At 65.8% G+C, this 20,051-nt stretch carries 17 protein-coding genes; 2 read left to right on the top strand and 15 right to left on the bottom strand.

What is annotated here, in order from left to right:
• Nucleotides 1-5: 5 nt before the first annotated feature.
• The 14 genes from tolB to G467_RS0112415 all read right to left on the bottom strand — a co-directional run bounded on the left by tolB (nucleotide 6) and on the right by G467_RS0112415 (nucleotide 13,792).
• A complete protein-coding gene (gene tolB, locus G467_RS0112350; RefSeq protein ID WP_022970050.1) occupies nucleotides 6-1,310 on the bottom strand; it encodes a Tol-Pal system beta propeller repeat protein TolB in 1,305 nt (434 codons plus the stop codon).
• Nucleotides 1,307-2,227 carry a membrane protein TolA gene (locus G467_RS16725; RefSeq protein WP_022970051.1) on the bottom strand — a complete coding sequence of 307 codons (921 nt, stop codon included), beginning with the start codon at nucleotides 2,225-2,227 and terminating at the stop codon, nucleotides 1,307-1,309. Before G467_RS16725 ends, tolB begins: the two co-directional genes overlap by 4 nt.
• A gap of 8 nt (nucleotides 2,228-2,235) precedes the next feature.
• Nucleotides 2,236-2,670 (bottom strand): protein TolR, encoded by a 435-nt coding sequence (gene tolR / locus G467_RS0112360; RefSeq protein WP_022970052.1) that lies wholly within the window; start codon nucleotides 2,668-2,670, stop codon nucleotides 2,236-2,238.
• Between the two features lie 45 nt (nucleotides 2,671-2,715).
• Nucleotides 2,716-3,480 carry a protein TolQ gene (tolQ, locus tag G467_RS0112365; RefSeq protein ID WP_022970053.1) on the bottom strand — a complete coding sequence of 255 codons (765 nt, stop codon included), beginning with the start codon at nucleotides 3,478-3,480 and terminating at the stop codon, nucleotides 2,716-2,718.
• Nucleotides 3,477-3,908 (bottom strand): tol-pal system-associated acyl-CoA thioesterase, encoded by a 432-nt coding sequence (gene ybgC, locus G467_RS0112370; RefSeq protein ID WP_026802647.1) that lies wholly within the window; start codon nucleotides 3,906-3,908, stop codon nucleotides 3,477-3,479. Before ybgC ends, tolQ begins: the two co-directional genes overlap by 4 nt.
• On the bottom strand, nucleotides 3,886-4,917 hold the full coding sequence (gene ruvB, locus G467_RS0112375) for a Holliday junction branch migration DNA helicase RuvB (RefSeq protein WP_022970055.1): 1,032 nt from the start codon (nucleotides 4,915-4,917) through the stop codon (nucleotides 3,886-3,888). Before ruvB ends, ybgC begins: the two co-directional genes overlap by 23 nt.
• A gap of 66 nt (nucleotides 4,918-4,983) precedes the next feature.
• The gene (locus tag G467_RS0112380; RefSeq protein ID WP_155844899.1) at nucleotides 4,984-6,870 is read right to left on the bottom strand and encodes a potassium transporter Kup; all 1,887 of its coding nucleotides are present in this window, start codon (nucleotides 6,868-6,870) and stop codon (nucleotides 4,984-4,986) included.
• A gap of 23 nt (nucleotides 6,871-6,893) precedes the next feature.
• Nucleotides 6,894-7,487: a Holliday junction branch migration protein RuvA gene (gene ruvA, locus G467_RS0112385; protein ID WP_022970057.1), complete on the bottom strand. Its 594-nt coding sequence runs from the start codon at nucleotides 7,485-7,487 to the stop codon at nucleotides 6,894-6,896.
• Nucleotides 7,484-8,005, bottom strand: coding sequence for a crossover junction endodeoxyribonuclease RuvC (ruvC, locus tag G467_RS0112390; RefSeq protein ID WP_022970058.1), 522 nt, complete (start codon nucleotides 8,003-8,005; stop codon nucleotides 7,484-7,486). The genes ruvA and ruvC overlap by 4 nt, the downstream gene beginning before the upstream one ends.
• Nucleotides 8,002-8,733, bottom strand: coding sequence for a YebC/PmpR family DNA-binding transcriptional regulator (locus G467_RS0112395; RefSeq protein ID WP_022970059.1), 732 nt, complete (start codon nucleotides 8,731-8,733; stop codon nucleotides 8,002-8,004). The genes ruvC and G467_RS0112395 overlap by 4 nt, the downstream gene beginning before the upstream one ends.
• Before the next feature lie 50 nt (nucleotides 8,734-8,783).
• Nucleotides 8,784-9,401, bottom strand: a complete 618-nt coding sequence (locus G467_RS0112400) for an alpha/beta fold hydrolase (protein WP_022970060.1) — start codon at nucleotides 9,399-9,401, stop codon at nucleotides 8,784-8,786.
• An 87-nt stretch (nucleotides 9,402-9,488) separates the two neighbouring features.
• Nucleotides 9,489-11,243: an aspartate--tRNA ligase gene (gene aspS / locus G467_RS0112405; RefSeq protein WP_022970061.1), complete on the bottom strand. Its 1,755-nt coding sequence runs from the start codon at nucleotides 11,241-11,243 to the stop codon at nucleotides 9,489-9,491.
• Nucleotides 11,244-11,491: 248 nt separating this feature from the next.
• Nucleotides 11,492-11,806 (bottom strand): FmdB family zinc ribbon protein, encoded by a 315-nt coding sequence (locus tag G467_RS0112410; RefSeq protein WP_022970062.1) that lies wholly within the window; start codon nucleotides 11,804-11,806, stop codon nucleotides 11,492-11,494.
• 105 nt (nucleotides 11,807-11,911) lie between these two features.
• Nucleotides 11,912-13,792 carry an ABC-F family ATP-binding cassette domain-containing protein gene (locus tag G467_RS0112415; RefSeq protein WP_022970063.1) on the bottom strand — a complete coding sequence of 627 codons (1,881 nt, stop codon included), beginning with the start codon at nucleotides 13,790-13,792 and terminating at the stop codon, nucleotides 11,912-11,914.
• A gap of 100 nt (nucleotides 13,793-13,892) precedes the next feature.
• On the opposite strand from G467_RS0112415, the gene ybaL reads away from it, so the two are divergent.
• Nucleotides 13,893-15,584, top strand: coding sequence for a YbaL family putative K(+) efflux transporter (gene ybaL / locus G467_RS0112420; RefSeq protein WP_022970064.1), 1,692 nt, complete (start codon nucleotides 13,893-13,895; stop codon nucleotides 15,582-15,584).
• Nucleotides 15,585-15,591: 7 nt separating this feature from the next.
• Here the strand turns inward: ybaL and clpB are convergent, their stop codons facing one another.
• Complete coding sequence (clpB, locus tag G467_RS0112425) at nucleotides 15,592-18,198, bottom strand: ATP-dependent chaperone ClpB (RefSeq protein WP_022970065.1); 2,607 nt, start codon at nucleotides 18,196-18,198, stop codon at nucleotides 15,592-15,594.
• Nucleotides 18,199-18,394: 196 nt separating this feature from the next.
• Here clpB and G467_RS16730 point away from each other — a divergent pair, with 196 nt between their 5' ends.
• On the top strand, nucleotides 18,395-20,044 hold the full coding sequence (locus G467_RS16730) for a serine/threonine-protein kinase (RefSeq protein WP_022970066.1): 1,650 nt from the start codon (nucleotides 18,395-18,397) through the stop codon (nucleotides 20,042-20,044).
• Nucleotides 20,045-20,051: the final 7 nt, after the last annotated feature.

A 20,051-nucleotide genomic window follows, 5' to 3' on the forward strand; every position in this document is an offset into this window, starting at 1 on the left:
CGGACTCAGCGCTGGCGGTAGGGCGACCATGCCGGCTCGCGCACATCACCCTCGGCCAGTACCAAACGCTGTCTTACCCTGCCATCGGCCGAGACGGCGTAAAGAACGCCGCGACGGCCTTCCTTGGTCGCATACAACAACATGCTGGCATTGGGAGCGAAGGTCGGCGATTCGTCGAGGTTGCCCGGCGACAAGGTCTGCCAGCGTCCGCTGCCGCCAAAACTGCGATCCAGCACGGAGATACGATAGATGTTTCCGGAGCCTTGGGCCATAGCGATCTTCTTGCCGTCGTAGGCTACGGTGGCACGGGCATTGGAGCCGCCGCTGAAACTCAGGCGCGTAGGCTCGCCGCCGCTGGCAGCGACCTGATAGACCTGGGGCTTGCCGGCCCGGTCGGAGGTAAAGACCAGGGTCTGGCCGTCGGGCATCCACGCGGCCTCGGTATCGATGCCGAAATGATGGGTGATCTGGCTCAGGGACTTGCTGGCCAGGTCCATGACGTAGATCTCCGGATTGCCGGACTTGGACAGGGTCAGGGCCAGGCGGCGACCGTCGGGCGAGAAAGCCGGTGCGCCGTTGATGCCCTTGAAGCTGGCCACGACCTCGCGGGCACCGGTGGCGATTTCCTGGATGTAGATCGTCGAATTGCCGCGCTCGAAGCTGACATACGCGAGCTTGCGGCCATCCGGACTCCAGGCCGGCGACAGCAGGGGTTCGCGCGATTTCACCACCGTCTGCGGATTGAAGCCGTCGGAATCGGCGACCATCAAGGCGTACTGCGTGCCCTGCCCCAGACCATTGGCGGTGATGTAGGCAATGCGCGTCCAGAACGCGCCACGCACGCCAAGGATCTTTTCATAGATCTGATCGGCGATCTGGTGCGAGACATCGCGCATGCCCTTGACGCGACCACCGACGGCCAGTCCGAGCAGGCGCTCCTGCTTGGCGACATCCCACAATTCGTATTCCACGCGATAACCGCCGCCGGCTTCGTCGAGGACGCGTCCGACGACGACGAAATCCTGCTTGAGCAGGCGCCAGGTCGGGAACTTGATTTCGCTGCCGCGCGTGGGCTTCTCGATGACGCTGGCTTCGGGCAGCGAACGGAACTGGCCTGAGCGGTTGAGGTCGGCGCGGATGACGCCGGCGACATCGGTATCGGGCGCCAGATTGCTGCCCTGGTAGGGCATCGGCACCACGGTGATGGGCAGGGCCGATTCATTGCCGACGACGAGGCCGATGTCCAGACCCTGGGCATGCAGTCCGGTCAGCGGGAGGAGCAGCAGGAAAAGCGCGAACAGCCGTTTCATCGTTGGCAGGCCTCTTCGGGATAGCACATCGTCAGCGTGACTTTGGATTGGAAAACAGACTCGAAGCCGGAGTATGGCATCGGCGTCTTGCGCAGGGCGCGTTCGATCGACTCCCGGCCCTGGGCATCGTACTGGCACTCCGTGAACTCCACATTGATGACCTCGCCGCCGGGAATCTGCGAGAACCGCACGCTGCAGCGGATCAGCTGCGGCACGGCCGAGGTATTCCAGTTGGCGCGGGCCGTGGCATTGAGCGCGGCGATGTAGCGGGCGCGCAGGCCCTCGTCTTCGCCGCGATTGCCGGCGCGCGGCGTCGGCGCGGCGCGCGTGGGCGCCTGCGTGGGCAGGGGCTGCGCATCGGCAAGCTGCGCCAGGCGCTGCTCCTCCATGCGCGTGCGCCGCTCGGCGAGCTCGCGTTCGGCCTTGATCGCCTCGTATTGCTGACGCAGGCGCTGGCGGCGCTCCACCTCCTGCTGCCGGGCGACGTCTTCGGTCAGATCGACCTGGTCCTGCTTGATGCGTTCTTCCTGCTCGCGCGCTTCCTGCTCGGCCTTGAGCTGCGCGTTGCGATCGATCGCCTGCTGATTGACGGTGTCGGGCTGGTCGCGCGGCGCCTGTGCCACGGTTTGCAGGGGCATGTCGCTGGTCTGCGGATTCGGCGACGGCAGCGGTTGCGGCGGCGGCGTGGTTTCCTGCGGGGCCACCGGTGCGGGCTTGGGCGAATTCTGCACCGCCTGCTTGGCGCGACGCAGATCGGCGGCGGAAAACTGCAGGCTCGCCTGCATCGGCTCGCCGGCCGCACTGGCCTGGTTGTCGGGCAAGACGAACCAGGACGCGAGAATCATCGACAGCACCAGCCCCGCGTGCAGCAGCACGGTCAGGGCGATGGCGCGGAAATTGTCCTCGCGGGTTTCCATGCTCGGGCTCAGCGGCCTTCCGCCGGCTTGCTCATCAGACCCACCTTGGCGACACCGGCGGTCTGCAACAGCACCATCGCCTCATAGACCTTTTCGTAGTTGGCCTTGCCGTCGCCGGCGACGAACACCGCGACTTCCGGATTGCTGCGCACGATCGCGCCGACCTTTTCGACCAGCTGCGCGGCGCTGACGCTTTCCTTGCCCGAGTCCTGCAGCTTGAGCGTGTAGCCGCCTTCGGCGTCGACGCTCACGACAATCGGGTCCTTCTTGGTCTCGACCGAACGCGCGTTCGATTTCGGCAGATCGATGTCGACGCCGAGATTGAGCAGGGGCGCGGTGACCATGAAGATGATCAGCAGCACGAGCATCACGTCGATATAGGGAACGACGTTGATCTCGGACTTGAGCTTGCGTTTCTTGCGCAGGGAGAACGAGGCGGTCATGTCGGAATCCTCAACGCGTGGCGTCCGGAATCGGGGTCCGCACGATCAATGATCGTCATGCGACTGGCGCTGCAGGATCGACGAGAACTCCTCGGCGAAGCTCTCGTAGCGTACCGACAGGCGCTCGACGCGGGTGGCGTAGCGGTTGTAGGCCCAGACGGCAGGAATGGCCGCGAACAGACCCATCGCCGTGGCGATCAGGGCTTCGGAAATGCCCGGGGCGACCGAGGCGATCGTCGCCTGCTTGTTGTTGGCCAGGCCATGGAAGGAAATCATGATGCCGAACACCGTGCCGACCAGACCGACATACGGCGCCGTCGAACCGACGTTGGCGAGCAATTCGAGATTGTGCTCGAGCGCGTCGACCTCGCGCGCGAGGGTCGCGCGCATCGCGCGCTGCGCGCCCTCAAGCTGGGTGCGCGCGTCCATGACCTTCTTCTGCTGGCGCAAGCGGGTGAATTCGCGGAAGCCCGCTTCGAAGATCGCCTCGAGGCCGCTGACCACGCGATTGCGGTCGGTGGACGTGCGGTAGAGCTGGTTGAGGTCGGTGCCCGACCAGAAGCGGCCCTCGAAATCCTCGGCGTCGCGCGTCGCGCGGCTGAACACGCTGCTCTTGCGGAAGATGATGAACCAGCTCAGTACCGACGCCGCCAGCAACAGGACCATCACGATCTGCACCGGCCAACTGGCGTGCAGCACCAGCTGCAGGTAGTTCAGGCCGGCGCTCGCGGGCTCGGCGGCCGCGACGACGGCGGGCGCGGGCAACGCGGTGGCCGGGGCGGCGGCGAGCATCAGCAGGGCGGAATTCATCGGGTTTCTCCAGGGAGCGGGTCCGGCACCAGACCCTCGGGCAAGGCACGCGGACGAAATTGGCTGGCAGTCAGGCAGGCGATGCGCACCTCGGCACGCAGCAGACATTCCTCGCCACGAAACAGTTCCTGCGCGACCAGGAAACTCGCGGCACGACGTTCGGTGATCACCACGCTGGCGAGCAACTGTTCGTCCAGCCGCGCAGGCTTGAGGAAGTCGATGCGCATTTCGCGCACCACCAGCACCACATCTTCTTTTTCTTTGAGGTCCTGCTGGGCGACGCCCAGGCCGCGCAACCATTCGGTGCGGGCGCGCTCCAGAAACCGCAGGTAGCTGGCGTGATACACGACACCACCGGCATCGGTATCTTCCCAATACACCCTTATCGGAAAGCTGAACACGGGCTCAACCTTCAAAGAGGTCGACATCGGTGGCGCGCCGGGGCGGTTTCAGGCCCAGGTGCTGATAGGCCTTGTTGGTGGCCATGCGGCCGCGGGCGCTGCGTACGATGTAGCCCTGCTGGATCAGATAGGGCTCGATGACGTCTTCGAGCGTGCCGCGCTCTTCCGAGAGCGCCGCCGCCAGCGATTCCACGCCGACCGGGCCGCCGTCGAAATTTTCCATGATCATGCGCAGCATGCGCCGGTCGATGTCGTCGAAGCCGGCCGGATCGATCTTGAGCATGACCATCGCGGCATCGGCGACGTCCTTGCTGATCTCGCCGCCGGCGCGCACCTGGGCGAAATCGCGGGCGCGGCGCAGCAGACGGTTGGCGATGCGCGGCGTGCCGCGGGAACGCCGGGCGATCTCCGCCGCCCCGCCCGCATCGCAGGCGATGCCGAGGATGCCGGCCGAACGGCGCACGATGCGCGTGAGTTCTTCGGGCGTGTAGAACTCCAGCCGCTGGACGATGCCGAAACGATCGCGCAGCGGTCCAGTCAGCAGACCTGCGCGCGTGGTCGCACCGACCAGGGTGAACGGCGGCAGGTCGAGCTTGATCGAACGCGCCGCCGGCCCTTCGCCGATCATGATGTCGATCTGGAAATCTTCCATCGCCGGATACAGCACTTCCTCGACGACCGGGGACAGGCGGTGGATCTCATCGATGAACAGCACGTCGTGCGGCTGCAGATTGGTCAGCAAGGCCGCGAGATCGCCGGCCCGCTCGATTACCGGACCCGAGGTCTGGCGCAGGCTCACGCCCAGTTCGTTGGCGATGACGTGCGAGAGGGTGGTCTTGCCCAGGCCGGGCGGCCCGAAGATCAGCACGTGATCGAGGGCCTCGCGACGGCCCTTGGCCGCCTCGATGTAGATCTTGAGCTGCTCGCGGACCGCTTCCTGGCCCAGATACTCGTCAAGGGTCTTCGGGCGGATGCTGGCCTCGACGGCCTCATCCTCGCGCGTGACCGCATTGGCTATGACGCGGGCTTCTTCCATGCCCGCATTATGTCAGCTGGCGGCCACGAAGGCAGCCCGAAGGCGTCCGAAGCCCGCCAGATCGCCTCAGATGACGACCTGCGTGCCCAGTTCGACCAGCCGGTTGCCCGGGATCGAGAAGAATTCGGTCGCCGGCGTCGCGTTGCGCGACATGACAAGGAACAACTTGTCGCGCCACAGGGCCATGCCCTGATCGGCCTTGGCACTGAGCGCCTCGCGGCTGGCGAAGAAGGTGGTGTCCATCGGATCGAAGGCCGGGCCCGGAATCGACCAGCGCTTGAGCGCCTTGGGCACGTCCGGATCCTCCATGTAGCCGAAGCGCAGGGTCAGGCGGCTGAATCCGTGTCCGAGGTCGGTGTAGGCGACGCGCTCCAGCTCTTCGGCGCGCGGCACGCTGAGCGTCTCGATGCTGAGCAGCACATTGCGCTCGTGCAGCACCTTGTTGTGCTTGAGGTTGTGCAGCAGCGCCGGCGGCATGTATTCGTTCGACGGCGTCATGAACAAGGCCGTGCCCGAGACGCGCGCCGGCGGGTCGGTCATCACGCTCTGCACGAAATGCTCGATGCGCAGACTGTCCCGGTTGACCTGCTCGCGCACCAGATCGCGGCCGCGACGCCAGGTGCGCATGATCGTGAACACCACCATGCCGATCACCACCGGCACCCACGCGCCGTGGAAGAACTTGATCGCGTTCGCCGAGAACAGCGCACCGTCGATGATCAGATAGGCGATGCCGCCGATCGCGATCGCCCAGGACGGCCAGCGCCAACGCGAGGACGCGAGAATCATCAGCAACAAGGTGTCGATGAGCATCGCGCCGGTCACCGACACGCCGTAGGCCGAAGCCAGGTTGGTCGAGCTGCGGAAGGTCACTACCAGCAGCATCACCGCGACCAGCAGGATGCGATTGACCCACGGCAGGTAGACCTGGCCGATGGTTTCGTCGGAGGTGTGGATCAGCTTCAGGCGCGGCAGGTAACCGAGCTGGATCGCCTGGCGCGCCAGCGAGAAGGCCCCGGAAATCACTGCCTGCGACGCGATCACCGTGGCCAGCGTCGCCAGTACGATCATCGGGAACAACAACGGTGCCGGCACCAGATTGAAGAACGGGTTATGCACCGCTTCCGGATGCGCCAGCACGAGCGCGCCCTGCCCAAAATAGTTCAGCAGCAAGGCCGGCATCACGAAACCCATCCAGGCGTAGCGGATGGGCACGCGGCCGAAGTGGCCCATGTCCGCGTACAAGGCCTCGCCACCGGTCACCGCGAGCACGACCGCGCCCAGCGCCAGCCAGGCGGCCTTGCCGTGATGGATGAAGAATTCCAGCGCGTAGTACGGATTGAGCGCGTACAGCACATCGGTGTTCTTCGCGATCTGGATGGCGCCGAGCACGGCCAGACACAGGAACCACAACACCATGATCGGCCCGAAGACGCGGCCGACGCGTTCGGTGCCCTTGCGCTGCACCAGGAACAGCAACAGCAGCACGCCCAGGGTCACCGGCACCACGTACTGATGCAAGCGCGGCGCCGCGACCTCCAGGCCTTCGACGGCCGACAACACCGAGATCGCGGGCGTGATCACCGCATCGCCGAAAAACAGCGCGGTGCCGAGAATGCCGAGGATGCCCACCGTGTACGCCAGCGGCGACGCGATCGGCAGGCTGCGCTGCACGACGGCCATGAGGGCGAGAATGCCGCCTTCGCCGCGGTTGTCGGCACGCATGATCACGATGACGTACTTGATCGTGACGATCAGGGCCATCGCCCAGAACACCAGCGACAACACGCCGAGCACATTGCCTTCATCCGGATGCAGGCCGTACTGATGGCCGAAGGCTTCCTTCAGTGTGTACAGCGGACTGGTGCCGATGTCGCCGAAGACGACTCCGATCGCACCGAGCACCAGCGGCAAGACACGCTGGCTACCTCCCCCCTGGGCATGTTGGGACATGGCGATCTGGCTTCCTTACCGGTTCAGCCGTTGCGAAGAACGGATTTTAGCGCTTTTCGGATGATGTCTTCGGGACTGTCGCCCGGCGCCGCGTCCTTGACCATGCGGCTGATCTCGGCGGGCTTGTAGCCCAGCTGCTGCAGGGCGACGCTGGCCTCGGTGACCGGATCGGCGGGAACGCCCTTGCTGCCCAGCACAGCGCCGGCCCCGACGAAATCGGCGGCGCGATCGCGCAGTTCCACGACGATGCGTTCGGCGGTCTTTTTGCCGATGCCGGGAATGCGCGTCAACGCGGTGACGTCGCCCGACTGCACCAGGCGTGCGAACTCGTCGACGCTCGCGCCCGACAGGATCGCCAGCGCGATCTTCGCGCCGATGCCGGTGACTTTCTGGACATCGCGGAACAGCCGGCGCTCGGCCTCGTGGAAGAACCCGTACAACGCGACCGCGTCTTCCTTCTGCGCATAGTGCGTGAACAGCACGACTTCGCGGCCGACCTCGGGCAGGTCGTAGAAGGTGGACATCGGAGCTTCGAGTTCGTAGCCGACGCCGCCGACCTCGATCATCAGCCAGGGCGGCTGCTTGTGCACCAGCAGGCCTCGCAGTCGTCCGATCATTTGCGGCTCCAGACCTGTTTCGCGCTCACGCCGATGCGCGCCGCGGTCGCGCGCACGTGCGCATGGGTGATGGCCACGGCCAGCGCATCGGCGGCGTCGGCCTGAATTTTTCCGTGCAGGTTGAGCATCACGCCGATCATGTGCTGCACCTGCACCTTATCGGCGCCACCCTTGCCCACCGTGGCGAGCTTGATTTCCTTGGCGGCGTATTCGTGCACCGGCAGATCGCGCATGACCGCCGCGCACATCGCCGCGCCGCGTGCCTGGCCCAGTTTCAGGGCCGAGTCGGGATTGCGCGCCATGAACACCTTCTCGATCGCGACTTCATCGGGACGGTATTTCTCGATGATTTCGCCCAGTCCATCGAGCAGCAATTTCAGCCGCAGCGGGAAACTCTCGGCGTCGAGCAGCACCAGGGGCGTGTGGAAAACGTGCGTCGTGCGCCCGCCGGCATCGCAATCGATGATGCCCACGCCGGTGCGCTGGGAGCCGGGATCGATGCCGAGGATACGGGTCACTTGTAGGCGTCTTCGCCCAGCTCCGCGTTGTGGTACACGTTCTGCACGTCGTCGAGGTCCTCGAGCATGTCGATCATCTTCACGACCTGCTGCGCGGTTTCTCCGGCCACCGCGACGTCATTGTCGGCGCGATAGGTGACGGCCGCTTCGTCGGGGGCGAACCCGGCGGCGACCATCGCGGCCTTGACCGTCTCGAACGCGTCCGGAGACGTCAGCACATCGATCGCGCCGTCTTCGGGATAGACGACGATGTCGTCGGCGCCGGCGTCGATCGCCGCTTCCGTGATCGCATCTTCGTTGGCGCCGGCCGCGAAACCGAGCACGCCGCGCTTCTTGAACATGAAGGCGACCGAGCCGTCGGTGCCCAGGTTGCCGCCGCACTTGCTGAAGGCGTGACGCACATCAGCCACGGTGCGGACCTTGTTGTCGGTCATGCAGTCGACGATGACGGCGATGCCGCCGGGCGCGTAACCCTCGTAGCGGATTTCCTCGTAGCTCACGCCCTCGAGTTCGCCAGTGGCTTTCTTGACCGCACGTTCGATGACGTCCTTGGCCATGTTCACGCCCAGGGCGCGGTCCATCGCCAGGCGCAGACGCGGGTTGGTCTTCGGGTCGCCGCCGCCGGCACGCGCGGCCACGCTCAGTTCACGGATCAGTTTGGTGAAGATCTTGCCGCGTTTGGCGTCTTGCGCGTTCTTGCGGCCTTCGATGGCCATCAACCTGCCCATGCGTCACACCCGTCTGTCTGGAAGGCGCGAATTATATGCCGCCGCCAGCCTTACGGCCGGAAGTGCCCGGTTTCGAGGAAGTTGGCGGCCAGCTCGGCGGCCAGGGGCGAGAAGGCCAGGCCCGAATGGCTGGACGGAATCACCGCGTGGTCACCCAGCCCGGGCATGCGGGTCTCCCAGACGGCGACCGTGCCGTCGTTGAGGCCGTCGAAATGTCCGAAATACTTGCCCATGCCCAGGGATCGCGATCCGGCGATCGCACCGACCTGATGCTTTTCCGGCAACTGGATCAGTCCACCCCGCAGCAGCGGCCCGCTGCGACCGGACACGAAACCCAGGCCGCGGTCGAAGAGGCCGCGTGCGGCCGTGCTGCCCGCCAGGGGCGAGCCCAGGCACACCAGGCGTCCCGGCGGCAGCTGCTGGTAACGATTGAGCGTCTCCACTGCGACCAGGCCACCGAGACTGTGCGCGACCAGATGCACCGGCTGATCGCCATAGGCGTACAGGCGCATCGCCAGTTTCTCCATGGCCTTGGCTGGGTTCTGCCAGAGCGTGGAATACCCGAACAGACGCGGTTCGAATCCGCGACGACGAAGACGGCTCGCCAACGGCAGCATGGCCGGGCTGCGCATCATCAGGCCATGCAGGATCAGGACGGTTTCGGGCATAGAGCCATGTCTGGCCGGAAAGATGGCCCGATTATGCCCGTTGGGCCCGCCCCACGGTGAAGCGGGCCCAGACGCGTCGCGCGGCGATTATTTCTCTCGCACGCGCACGTGCAGTTCGGCCAGCTGCTTGTCGGGCACGGCCGACGGTGCCGAGGTCAGCAGGCACTGCGCCGACGCCGTCTTCGGGAAGGCGATCACGTCGCGGATCGATTCGGTGCCGGCCATGAGCGCGGCGATACGATCGATGCCGAAGGCGATGCCGCCGTGTGGCGGCGCGCCGTACTTGAGCGCCTCGAGCAGGAAGCCGAATTTGACCTGGGCTTCGTCCTTGCTGATGCCGAGCAGGTCGAACACCTGGCTCTGCATCTCGGAACGATGGATGCGCACGGAACCGCCGCCGATTTCATTGCCGTTGAGCACCATGTCGTAGCCGCGGCTGACGGCGGTCTTGGCATTCGCGACCAGATCGGCGACATCGTCGACCTTGGGCGCGGTGAACGGATGATGGAGGGCGACGAAGCGATTTTCCTCGGCGTCCCACTCGAACATCGGGAAATCGGTGACCCACAGCGGCTGCCAGCCTTCCTTGACCAGACCCGCATCCTTGGCGACCTTGATGCGCAGCGCGCCCATGAAATCGGTGACCGTTTTCCACGGACCCGCGCCGAACAGGATCAGGTCGCCGCTCTGCGCGCCCGTCGCCGACAACACAGCGGCGAGCGTGGCGTCGTCGAGGAACTTGGCGATCGGCGAGTTGACACCCTCGCGACCCTTGCCGAGATCTTCGACCTTCAGCCAGGCCAAGCCATTCGCGCCGTATTTCGCGGCATAGGCACCGTTGTCGTCGATCTGCTTACGGCTCATCGTCGCGCCGGCCGGCACGCGCAGGGCGGCGACGCGGCCGTCCTCGTTCGATGCCCAGTCGGTGAATACCTTGAATTCGCTGGATTTCACCAGCTCGGCGATGTCGGTCAGCTCCAGATCGATACGCAGATCGGGCTTGTCCGAGCCATAGCGGCGCATCGCCTCGGCATAAGTCATGCGCGGGAAGGGCTTGGCGAGCTCGACGCCCTGCACTTCCGAGAACACGTCACGGATCATCGCTTCGACGAAGTCCTGGATGTCGCGCTCGGTGATGAAGGCGAACTCCATGTCGAGCTGGGTGAATTCGGGCTGGCGATCGGCGCGCAGGTCTTCGTCGCGGAAGCAGCGGGCGATCTGATAGTAGCGATCGAAGCCGGCCATCATCAGCAACTGCTTGAACAGCTGCGGCGACTGCGGCAAGGCGAAGAACTGGCCGGGATGCACGCGGCTGGGCACGAGATAGTCGCGCGCGCCTTCGGGCGTGGCCTTGGTCAGGATCGGGGTTTCGATGTCCTGGAAACCGGACGCGTCGAGATGACGACGCAGCGCCTGCACGAGCGCAATGCGCTTGCGCATCGTCTTCTGCATTTCCGGACGGCGCAGGTCGAGGTAGCGATAGCGCAGACGGATGTCTTCGCCGGGATTTTCGTGGTTGTAGAACGGGAGCGCGCCGGACTTGTTGAGGATCTCGATGCTCTCGGCGAGGACTTCGACCTTCCCGGTCTTGATCTTGTCGTTGACGCTGTGGCGCGCACGGACGGTGCCGGTGATGCGCAGGCAGTATTCGTAGCCGACTTCGGCCGCGGTCGGATAGGCCGGATTGTCGGGCTCGGCGACGACCTGGACGATGCCTTCATGGTCGCGCAGGTCGATGAAGCAGATGCCGCCCAGATTGCGGGCGACGTCGGCCCAGCCGCACAGGGTGACGGTCTGGCCGATCATGGCCTCGTTGACGAGGCCGCAAAAATGGGTGCGCATGGAAGCTCCGGGAAAAGCGGTCCCAGCGCGCTCATGGCGCCGGAAAGCCTTGAATTTTAAGGCTTCGGAGGCTTTCGGAGCAAATCCCGGCACGCAGGAGCCAGCTTGCTGGCGACCTGCTACCCCTTCCCGCAGCGGGAGCCCCTGCACCGGAGCCTTTCGAGTCGCCGCACGTTACCGGCTTGGTCGAAAGGCGCCGGCGCAGGGACTCCCTCGAATCTGCTGCGGCTAGCCGCTGACTGCCGGCCTCACACCGATCCGCTGGTGGGAGCGGCCTTTGCCGGCTTGGCTTCCGTCGCCGCAGCCGGCTTGGCCTCGACCTTGGTTTCGGCCTTGGGCGTGGCTTCGGCTTTGTCGACCAGGTTGCGCTTCTTGTCGCCGTCTTTCTTGAAGTCGGTCTCGTACCAGCCGCCGCCGGCCAGGCGAAAGCTCGGCGCAGTCAGCTGCCGGCGGACCTGCGGTGCGCCGCAGTCGGGGCAGTCGGTCGGGTCGGGATCGGAAAGTTTCTGCAGGCGGTCGAAACGATGACCGCAACTGCCGCATTCGAAGGCATAGATCGGCATGGCGGAGGCTGGCTTGGGGGCTACGGCGGAGATGTGGATTCTACGCGGGCTTTCAAGCGTCCGCCGTGACGGCGGGCTCAGCGCGCGGCGGGTTCGAGACGGTATCTAGGAAGCCGCCGCCTCGACGTTCTCGTACAGCACCAGCCATTCGGCCTCGAGCGCTTCGCGTTCTTCCTGCAGGCGGGCCTGGCGCTGACCGAGTTGCGCGATCGTCGCACCGCCATCGCTGTTGTAGATCGCGGGATCGGCGAGCTCGTCCTCGATGTGCTTGGCTTCAGACTGCAGCGTGGCGATACGCGCTTCGACTTGCTTGAGGCGCTTGGCATCGGCATCGATCGCCTGCTTGGAGCGCGTCGGCTTGGGCGGCGCCGCGGCCGCGAATTTTTCCGCGGCTTTCGCCGCGCGCGATTCCGAGCCACCGCGCGAACGCAGCCAGGCCGCGTATTCGTCGAGATCGCCATTGAAGGCTTCGACCTTGCCGTCGGCGACGCGCCAGAAGGTTTCGCAGACCAGGCCAATGAGGTGGCGGTCATGCGAGACCAGCACGATCGCGCCGGGGAACACGCTCAGGGCCTCGGCCAGCGCTTCGCGCATGTCGAGATCGAGATGGTTGGTCGGTTCGTCGAGCAGCAGGACATTCGGCTGCTGGTACGCGATCAGCGCCAGCGCGAGACGCGCGCGTTCGCCGCCCGAGAATCCGTCAACGGACTCAAATGCGCGGTCGCCAACGAAATTCCATTGGCCGAGGAAGTTGCGCAACTGCTGCTCGCCCGCGTTCGGCGCCAGTTCCTTGAGATGCCACAACGGGCTCTGGCCCTCGTGCAGGCTCTCGACGGTGTGCTGTGCGAAGTAGCCGAGCTTGAGGTCGGGATGCGCGACGCGCTCGCCCGACAGCAGAGGCAGCTCGCCGACGAGCGTCTTGACCAGGGTCGACTTGCCCGCGCCGTTCGGGCCGAGCAGGCCGACGCGATCGCCCGCTTCCAGACCAAAGCCGACGTCGTGCAGGATTTTCGTCGTGCCGTAACCGGCATCGGTGTGGTTGAGCCGGATCAGCGAATGCGGCAGCTTCACCGGATCGGCGAAGTTGATGCTCATCGTGCGCTCGGCGCGTACCGCCTCGGTGCCGGCCAGCTTGGCCAGGCGCTTGACGCGCGACTGCGCCTGTTTGGCCTTGCTCGCCTGCGCCTTGAAGCGGTCGATGAAGCTCTGTAGATGCGCGCGCTCGGCCTGTTCCTTTTCGTGCGAAATCTGCTGCAGGCGCAGGTGTTCGGCGCGCTGGCGCTCGAAGCTGGTGTAGTCGCCGGTGTAGAGCTTGGCCTTGCCGTCGTGCAGGTGCAGCGTGTGCGTGGACACGCCGTCGAGGAACTCGCGGTCGTGCGAGATCAGCAACAGGGTGCCCGGATATTTGAGCAGCCATTGTTCGAGCCAGAGCACGGCGTCGAGGTCGAGATGGTTGGTCGGTTCGTCGAGCAGCAGCATGTCGGACGGCTTCATCAGCGCACGCGCCAGGTTCAGACGCACGCGCCAGCCACCGGAGAACGAGGACACGGGGCGCGAATGCGTTTCCGCCGGAAAGCCCAGGCCATGCAGCAGACGGCCGGCACGCGCGGTCGCGTCATAGCCGTTCATCTCGTCGAGCTTGTGATGGCATTCGGCGACGGCGTCGTAGTCTTCAGCGTCCATCGCGGCCGCCTCGGCCTTGATGACCTCGTAAACGGCCTCATCGCCGCCGAGCACGAAATCGATCGCCGGATCGGGCAAGGACGGTGTTTCCTGCGCGATGCACGCGATGCGCAGGCGCGTGGGCATGTCGAGATTACCCAGGTCCGATTCGATCTCGCCCAGGATGGTCGCGAACAGGCTGGATTTGCCGCAGCCGTTGCGACCGATCACGCCGACGCGCCAGCCGGCGTGTAGGGTGAGGTCGACATTGGACAGCAGCAGGCGTTCGCCGCGGCGAAGGGCGAAATTCTTGAAGGAAATCATAGGGCGGCGATTCTACCAGCCCGGCCGCGACCACGCGCCGGGTTTGATTCGCGGGCACCCTGCCCCCAGTATTGAAGGCATTAGTGACGCTGGAGCCGGGATGCCGCACGAAACGCCCCTGATCGCCACCATCGCCATGGGCCTGGTCCTCGCCTTCATCCTCGGATCGCTGGCGCATAGGCTCCGGCTGTCGCCGATCGTCGGCTATCTGCTGGCGGGCGTGCTCACGGGCCCGTTCACCCCCGGCTTCGTCGCCGATCCCGCGTTGGCCGGAGAACTGGCGGAAATCGGCGTGATCCTGCTGATGTTCGGCGTCGGCCTGCACTTCTCCCTCGAAGACCTGCTCGAAGTGCGCAAGACCGCCATTCCAGGCGCACTGGCAGGTATTGCGGCGGCGACGGGGCTGGGCTGGCTGCTGGCCTGGGCCTTGGGCTGGTCGCCGATGCAGGGCTTTGTTTTCGGTCTGGCTTTGTCGGTGGCCAGTACGGTCGTGCTGCTGCGCAGCCTCGAAGACCATCGCCTGCTCAGCACGATCCGCGGCAAGGTAGCCATCGGCTGGGTGATCGTCGAAGACCTGGTGATGGTGCTCGCCCTGGTGTTCCTGCCGGCGCTCTCGCATTCGATGACCGGCGCTGGCGGCGGGTTCGAAATCGGCAAATTGTTGGCCTCCCTCGGCGTCACGCTGGGCAAGCTGGCGATTTTCGTCACGCTGATGCTGCTGGTGGGACGGCGCGCGATTCCGTGGGTGCTCGAGCGCGTGGCCGGCATCGGTTCGCGCGAACTGTTCACGCTGTCCATCCTGGCGATCGCGCTGGGCGTGGCCTTCGGCTCGGCAAAACTGTTCGGCGTGTCCTTCGCGCTCGGCGCGTTCTTCGCCGGCATGCTGCTCAACGAGTCCGAACTCAGCCACAAGGCGGCCGCCGATTCGCTGCCGATGCGCGACGCGTTCGCGGTGCTGTTCTTCGTATCGGTCGGCATGCTGTTCGATCCGATGATCATCGTCGAGCAACCGCTGCCGGTGCTCGCGACCTTCCTGATCATCACTGTCGGCAAACCGACCGTCGCCTACCTCGTCGTGCGTCTGTTCGGGCATCCGAACACGACCGCGCTGACCATCTCGGCGAGCCTGGCGCAGATCGGCGAATTCAGTTTCATCCTCGCCGGTCTCGGCGTCGGTCTGAAATTGTTGCCAACCGAAGCGCGCGACCTGGTGCTTGCCGGTGCGCTGCTCTCCATCGTAGTCAATCCCATGCTGTTCGTGGCGCTGGTGCGCTGGCAGGCACGCCAGAAGACCGCGACCGACGCCGGCGCGGCCAAACCGCGCGAGCTGCCGCCAGGTCCGGCCCAGCCCGAAGGCGAACACACGATCTTGGTCGGCTACGGACGCGTGGGCCACCAGCTCGCCAGCCTGCTCAAGGCCCGCGGCGTGCCGCTGATCGTCATCGACAACGATCGCGAACTGGTTGAGCGCGCCCACGACGACGGAATCGCTGCCGTCCGCGGCAATGCCACCAGTGCTGGATTGCTCGACGAACTGACGCCGGCCACCGCGACGCACGCGCTGATCGCAATTCCCAACGCCTTCGAAGCCGGCGAGATCATCGCTCGCCTGCGCAAGGCCAACCCGGGCATGACGATTCTGGCGCGCGCACACAGCGAGGCCGAAGCGCGCCATCTGTTCGATCGCGGCGTCGACGGCGCCGTGCTCGCCGAACGCGAACTCGCGTTCAGCATGGCCGAGATGGTGCTCGCCGACCCGCGCCTGACCCAGGCCGCGACGCCGCCCGTGTAGTCGCGGATCAGGCTTTGCGGAACACCAGGGCACCGCCGTCGGCATCGACGGTCACCGTATCGCCCGCGCCGAATTCGCCCGACAGGATCTTGTTCGCAAGGGGATTCTCCAGCTCCTGCTGGATCGCCCGCTTGAGCGGTCGCGCACCGTAGACCGGATCGAAACCCGCGTTGCCCAGCAGCGCCAGCGCGGCATCGGTGATGTCCAGGCGAATCTGGCGCTCGAGCAGGCGCTTGGACAGATACGCGGTCTGGATGCGCGCGATCGCGCGGATCTGGCCATGGCCGAGCGGATGGAACACGACGATGTCGTCAAGCCGGTTGATGAATTCGGGCCGGAAATGTCCTTGCACCGAGGCCATCACGGCCGCTTTCATCTGCGTGTAGCGCTGCGAGGCGTCGGCGTCTTCCTCGGCCTCGCCGTTCTCGTAAACCTCCTGGATGTGCTGCGAGCCCAGGTTCGAGGTCATCACGATGACGGCATTGCGGAAATCCACCGTGCGGCCCTGGCCGTCGGTGAGGCGGCCGTCATCGAGTACCTGCAACAGCACGTTGAACACGTCCGGGTGCGCCTTCTCGACCTCGTCGAGCAGGATCACGCTGTACGGCCGACGACGCACGGCTTCGGTCAGGTAACCGCCTTCTTCGTAGCCGACATAGCCCGGGGGCGCACCGATCAGGCGCGCGACCGAGTGTTTTTCCATGAATTCGCTCATGTCGATGCGCACCAGCGCATCGCCGCTGTCGAACAGGAATTCCGCCAGCGCCTTGCACAGCTCGGTCTTGCCCACGCCGGTCGGGCCGAGGAACAGGAAGGAACCGTTCGGCCGGTCGGGATCGGACAGGCCGGCGCGCGAACGCCGGATCGCGTTGGCGACCGACTTGACCGCCTCGTCCTGGCCGACCACGCGCGCATGCAGCGCGTCTTCCATCTTCAGGAGTTTTTCGCGTTCGCCTTCGAGCATCTTCGACACCGGGATGCCGGTCCAGCGCGACACGACTTCGGCGATTTCCTCCGCCGTCACCTTGTCCTGCAGCAGCTTGAAGCCCTGGGTCTCGACCGCCTGCGCGGCGGCGAGCTGTTTTTCCAGCTCCGGCAGACGGCCGTACTGGATCTCGCTCATTTTCGCGATGTCCTGCTGGCGATGCGCGGCTTCGAGCTCCTGCTTGGCCTGCTCGATCTGCTCCTTGATGCGGGTCGCGCCGGTGAGCGTGGCCTTTTCCGCCTTCCAGATTTCTTCGAGATCGTTGAACTCGCGCTCGAGCCGGTCGATCTCGGTCTGCAGGTCGGCCAGGCGTTGGCGCGACTCGTTGTCCTTCTCCTTCTTCAGCGCCTCGCGCTGGATCTTGAGCTGGATCAGGCGCCGCTCCATGCGGTCCATTTCCTCGGGCTTGGAATCGATTTCCATGCGGATACGGCTCGCCGCCTCGTCCATCAGATCGATGGCCTTGTCGGGCAGCTGGCGGTCGGCGATGTAGCGGTGCGACAGGGTCGCCGCGGCGACGATCGCCGGGTCGGTGATCTCGACGCCGTGATGCACCGCATAGCGCTCCTTCAAGCCGCGCAGGATCGCGATGGTGTCCTCGACCGACGGCTCGCCGACGAAGACTTTCTGGAAGCGGCGCTCGAGTGCGGCGTCCTTTTCCACGTATTTGCGGTACTCATCCAGCGTGGTCGCGCCGATGCAATGCAATTCGCCGCGCGCGAGCGCGGGCTTGAGCATGTTGCCCGCATCCATCGCGCCCTCGGCCTTGCCGGCGCCGACCATCGTGTGCAGCTCGTCGATAAACAGGATGACATTGCCTTCCTGCTTGGCCAGGTCGTTGAGCACGGCCTTGAGCCGCTCCTCGAACTCGCCGCGGAACTTCGCGCCCGCGATCAAGGCGCCCATGTCCAGCGACAGCACGCGGCGGCCGCGCAGGCCTTCGGGCACTTCGCCATTGATGATGCGCTGCGCCAGGCCTTCGACGATTGCTGTTTTGCCGACACCGGGTTCGCCGATCAGCACGGGATTGTTCTTGGTGCGGCGCTGCAGGACCTGGATCGTGCGGCGGATTTCCTCGTCGCGACCGACCACCGGATCGAGCTTGCCGCTTTCGGCGCGCGCGGTCAGGTCGATGCAGTATTTCTCCAGCGACTGACGGTTTTCCTCGGCATTGGCGTCGTCGACCTTCTCGCCGCCGCGCAGGGCTTCGATGCCTTTTTCGACGCCGGCTTTGCTCGCGCCGGCCGCCTTCAGCGCCTGGCCGACGTCGCCCTTGTCCTCGAGCGCCGCGAGCACGAACAACTCGCTGGCGATGAACGCATCGCCGCGTTGCTGCGCCAGTTTGTCGGTGACGTTGAGCAGGCGACCGAGGTCGTTGCCGACGCTGAGATTGCCGTCCTGGCCGGTGACCTTGGGCAGCTTGTCGAGCGCCTCGCCCAGGCGCTGGCGCAAGGCGGTCACGTTGACGCCGGCCTGCGCGAGCAGCGGGCGCGTGCTGCCGCCCTGCTGGTCGATCAGGGCGACCATCAGATGCACGGGCTCGATGAGATTGTGGTCGCGCCCGACGGCGAGCGACTGGGCGTCGCTGAGCGCCTGCTGGAAGCGCGAGGTGAGTTTGTCCATGCGCATTGGAATTTCCCGGAAGTAAGGGCGGCCCTGGGCCGCGACCCCGATTCAATGCGGTCGCGACGACACGATTCAAGCCTACGCCTGCCTCGGCTTCATGCCTTGATCAGGCTCAAACGGCGGCGACCCCGCCCGGCTGGCCGGGCTCGTTCGCGGGCGCGTTTGGGTATGATGGCTGCGGGGACTGGGGAGCACGCACATGATTGCCGGTTACAAGATCCTGCATGAACTGGGACGCGGCGGCATGGCGACGGTCTACCGCGCCGTCCAGGAATCGCTGGGCCGCGAAGTCGCGCTGAAAGTCATGGCGCCGGAGCTGGCGCGCGATCCGGCCTACGCCGAGCGCTTCCTGCGCGAAGGCAAGGTCGTCGCCCGCCTGCGCCACCGCAACATCGTCACGGTCCACGACATCGGCGTGACCAACGAAGGCGCGCCGTACATGGCGATGGAGTTCGTGCCCGGCGGCTCGGTTGCCGCCCGCATCGGCAGCATCGACGCGGCGACGGCCCTGCGCTGCGTGCGCGAGATCGGCAGCGCGCTCGACCATGCCCACCGCAACGGCGTCGTACATCGCGACGTGAAGCCCGAAAACATCCTCTGCCACGAAGACGGCAGTTTCCTGCTCAGCGATTTCGGCGTCGCGCGCCTGTCCGAGGCGACCTCGTCGCTGACCGCCGAAGGCGCGACCCTGGGTACGCCGCAGTACATGAGCCCCGAACAATGGCGCGGCGAAGAACTCGACGGCCGCTCGGACCTGTATGCGCTCGGCGTGCTGTTCTACCAGTTGCTCACCGGTGCGGCCCCGTATTCGGGCACCGACGGCTGGGCGATCGGCATGCAGCACATGACCGCCGAGGTTCCGCGGCTGCCGGCCGACAAAGCGATGTTCCAGCCCTTGCTCGACAGCCTGCTGGCCAAGCAGCGGGAGAACCGGCCGATGGACGGGGCGGAGGTCGCGCGCCGCGCCGACCTGCTGCTGTCGCAACTTCGCTCGCTGCCTCCGCCACCACCGAATGTCGCCCCGGCCGGACTGACCACGCCCTTGCCGGCACGTCCGGCGCCGCCCCCGCGGCCAGCCACGCCGCCGCCCGCGCTGCCGCGCGCGACACCGGCACCGGTGCCGCCGCCGATGCACGCACATTCCCACAGCGGCACGGTGCAACGCGCGGTCGCCGTGCCTGCGCCGGCGTCCTCGTCGAAGCTCGGCCTGCTGCTGGCGATCGGTGCGGGCGGATTCTTGCTGCTGATCCTTCTGACGATCGGCGGCTATTTCATGTTCAAGGGCATCGCCGACAAGGTTCCGGACACGACGGCCGATGCGAGCGATGCGTCTTCCGGCCTCGATGCCGACACCGGCACCGGCACGGACACGCCCAGCACCGACACCGGCAGCCTAGACAAGGCCGACGACAGCAGCGATTCGGGCAGCAGCGCCGGCACGGCACCCGATCCGGTGGTGAAAGCCGAGCTCGACAGCCTCGGCGTCAGCTACGAGATCGACGAAGACGGCGACTTCAAGATCCTCCAGCGCATGGACGATGGTCGTACCCAGCAGAACTGGGTGCGCACGCCGGTCGAGGAGTACGGCACCCTGCGCGTGCGCGAGATCTGGAGCGTCGGTTACCGCGCCGAGGGCGAGGAGATTCCGCAGGACATCGCGCTGCAACTGTTGCGCGATACGCACGACAAGACGCTCGGTGGCTGGACCTCGCAGACCGGGACCGCGGTGTTCGTGGTCAAGATTCCCGCCGACGCCAGCGCCGATCAGCTCAAGGATGCGATCGACGCCGCCTCGAGCACGGCCGATGCGATGGAACTGGTGCTGACCGGCAGCAAGGACGAGTTCTAGTCCGGCG

The sequence above is a fragment of the Arenimonas oryziterrae DSM 21050 = YC6267 genome (assembly GCF_000420545.1).
Taxonomy (GTDB): domain Bacteria; phylum Pseudomonadota; class Gammaproteobacteria; order Xanthomonadales; family Xanthomonadaceae; genus Arenimonas; species Arenimonas oryziterrae.

Coding starts and splice junctions, on each gene's coding strand:
- tolB (WP_022970050.1), bottom strand. CDS start 1,310: ATGAAACGGCTGTTCGCGCTTTTCCTGCTGCTCCTCCCGCTGACCGGA.
- G467_RS16725 (WP_022970051.1), bottom strand. CDS start 2,227: ATGGAAACCCGCGAGGACAATTTCCGCGCCATCGCCCTGACCGTGCTG.
- tolR (WP_022970052.1), bottom strand. CDS start 2,670: ATGACCGCCTCGTTCTCCCTGCGCAAGAAACGCAAGCTCAAGTCCGAG.
- tolQ (WP_022970053.1), bottom strand. CDS start 3,480: ATGAATTCCGCCCTGCTGATGCTCGCCGCCGCCCCGGCCACCGCGTTG.
- ybgC (WP_026802647.1), bottom strand. CDS start 3,908: ATGTCGACCTCTTTGAAGGTTGAGCCCGTGTTCAGCTTTCCGATAAGG.
- ruvB (WP_022970055.1), bottom strand. CDS start 4,917: ATGGAAGAAGCCCGCGTCATAGCCAATGCGGTCACGCGCGAGGATGAG.
- G467_RS0112380 (WP_155844899.1), bottom strand. CDS start 6,870: ATGTCCCAACATGCCCAGGGGGGAGGTAGCCAGCGTGTCTTGCCGCTG.
- ruvA (WP_022970057.1), bottom strand. CDS start 7,487: ATGATCGGACGACTGCGAGGCCTGCTGGTGCACAAGCAGCCGCCCTGG.
- G467_RS0112395 (WP_022970059.1), bottom strand. CDS start 8,733: ATGGGCAGGTTGATGGCCATCGAAGGCCGCAAGAACGCGCAAGACGCC.
- G467_RS0112400 (WP_022970060.1), bottom strand. CDS start 9,401: ATGCCCGAAACCGTCCTGATCCTGCATGGCCTGATGATGCGCAGCCCG.
- aspS (WP_022970061.1), bottom strand. CDS start 11,243: ATGCGCACCCATTTTTGCGGCCTCGTCAACGAGGCCATGATCGGCCAG.
- G467_RS0112410 (WP_022970062.1), bottom strand. CDS start 11,806: ATGCCGATCTATGCCTTCGAATGCGGCAGTTGCGGTCATCGTTTCGAC.
- G467_RS0112415 (WP_022970063.1), bottom strand. CDS start 13,792: ATGATTTCCTTCAAGAATTTCGCCCTTCGCCGCGGCGAACGCCTGCTG.
- ybaL (WP_022970064.1), top strand. CDS start 13,893: ATGCCGCACGAAACGCCCCTGATCGCCACCATCGCCATGGGCCTGGTC.
- clpB (WP_022970065.1), bottom strand. CDS start 18,198: ATGCGCATGGACAAACTCACCTCGCGCTTCCAGCAGGCGCTCAGCGAC.
- G467_RS16730 (WP_022970066.1), top strand. CDS start 18,395: ATGATTGCCGGTTACAAGATCCTGCATGAACTGGGACGCGGCGGCATG.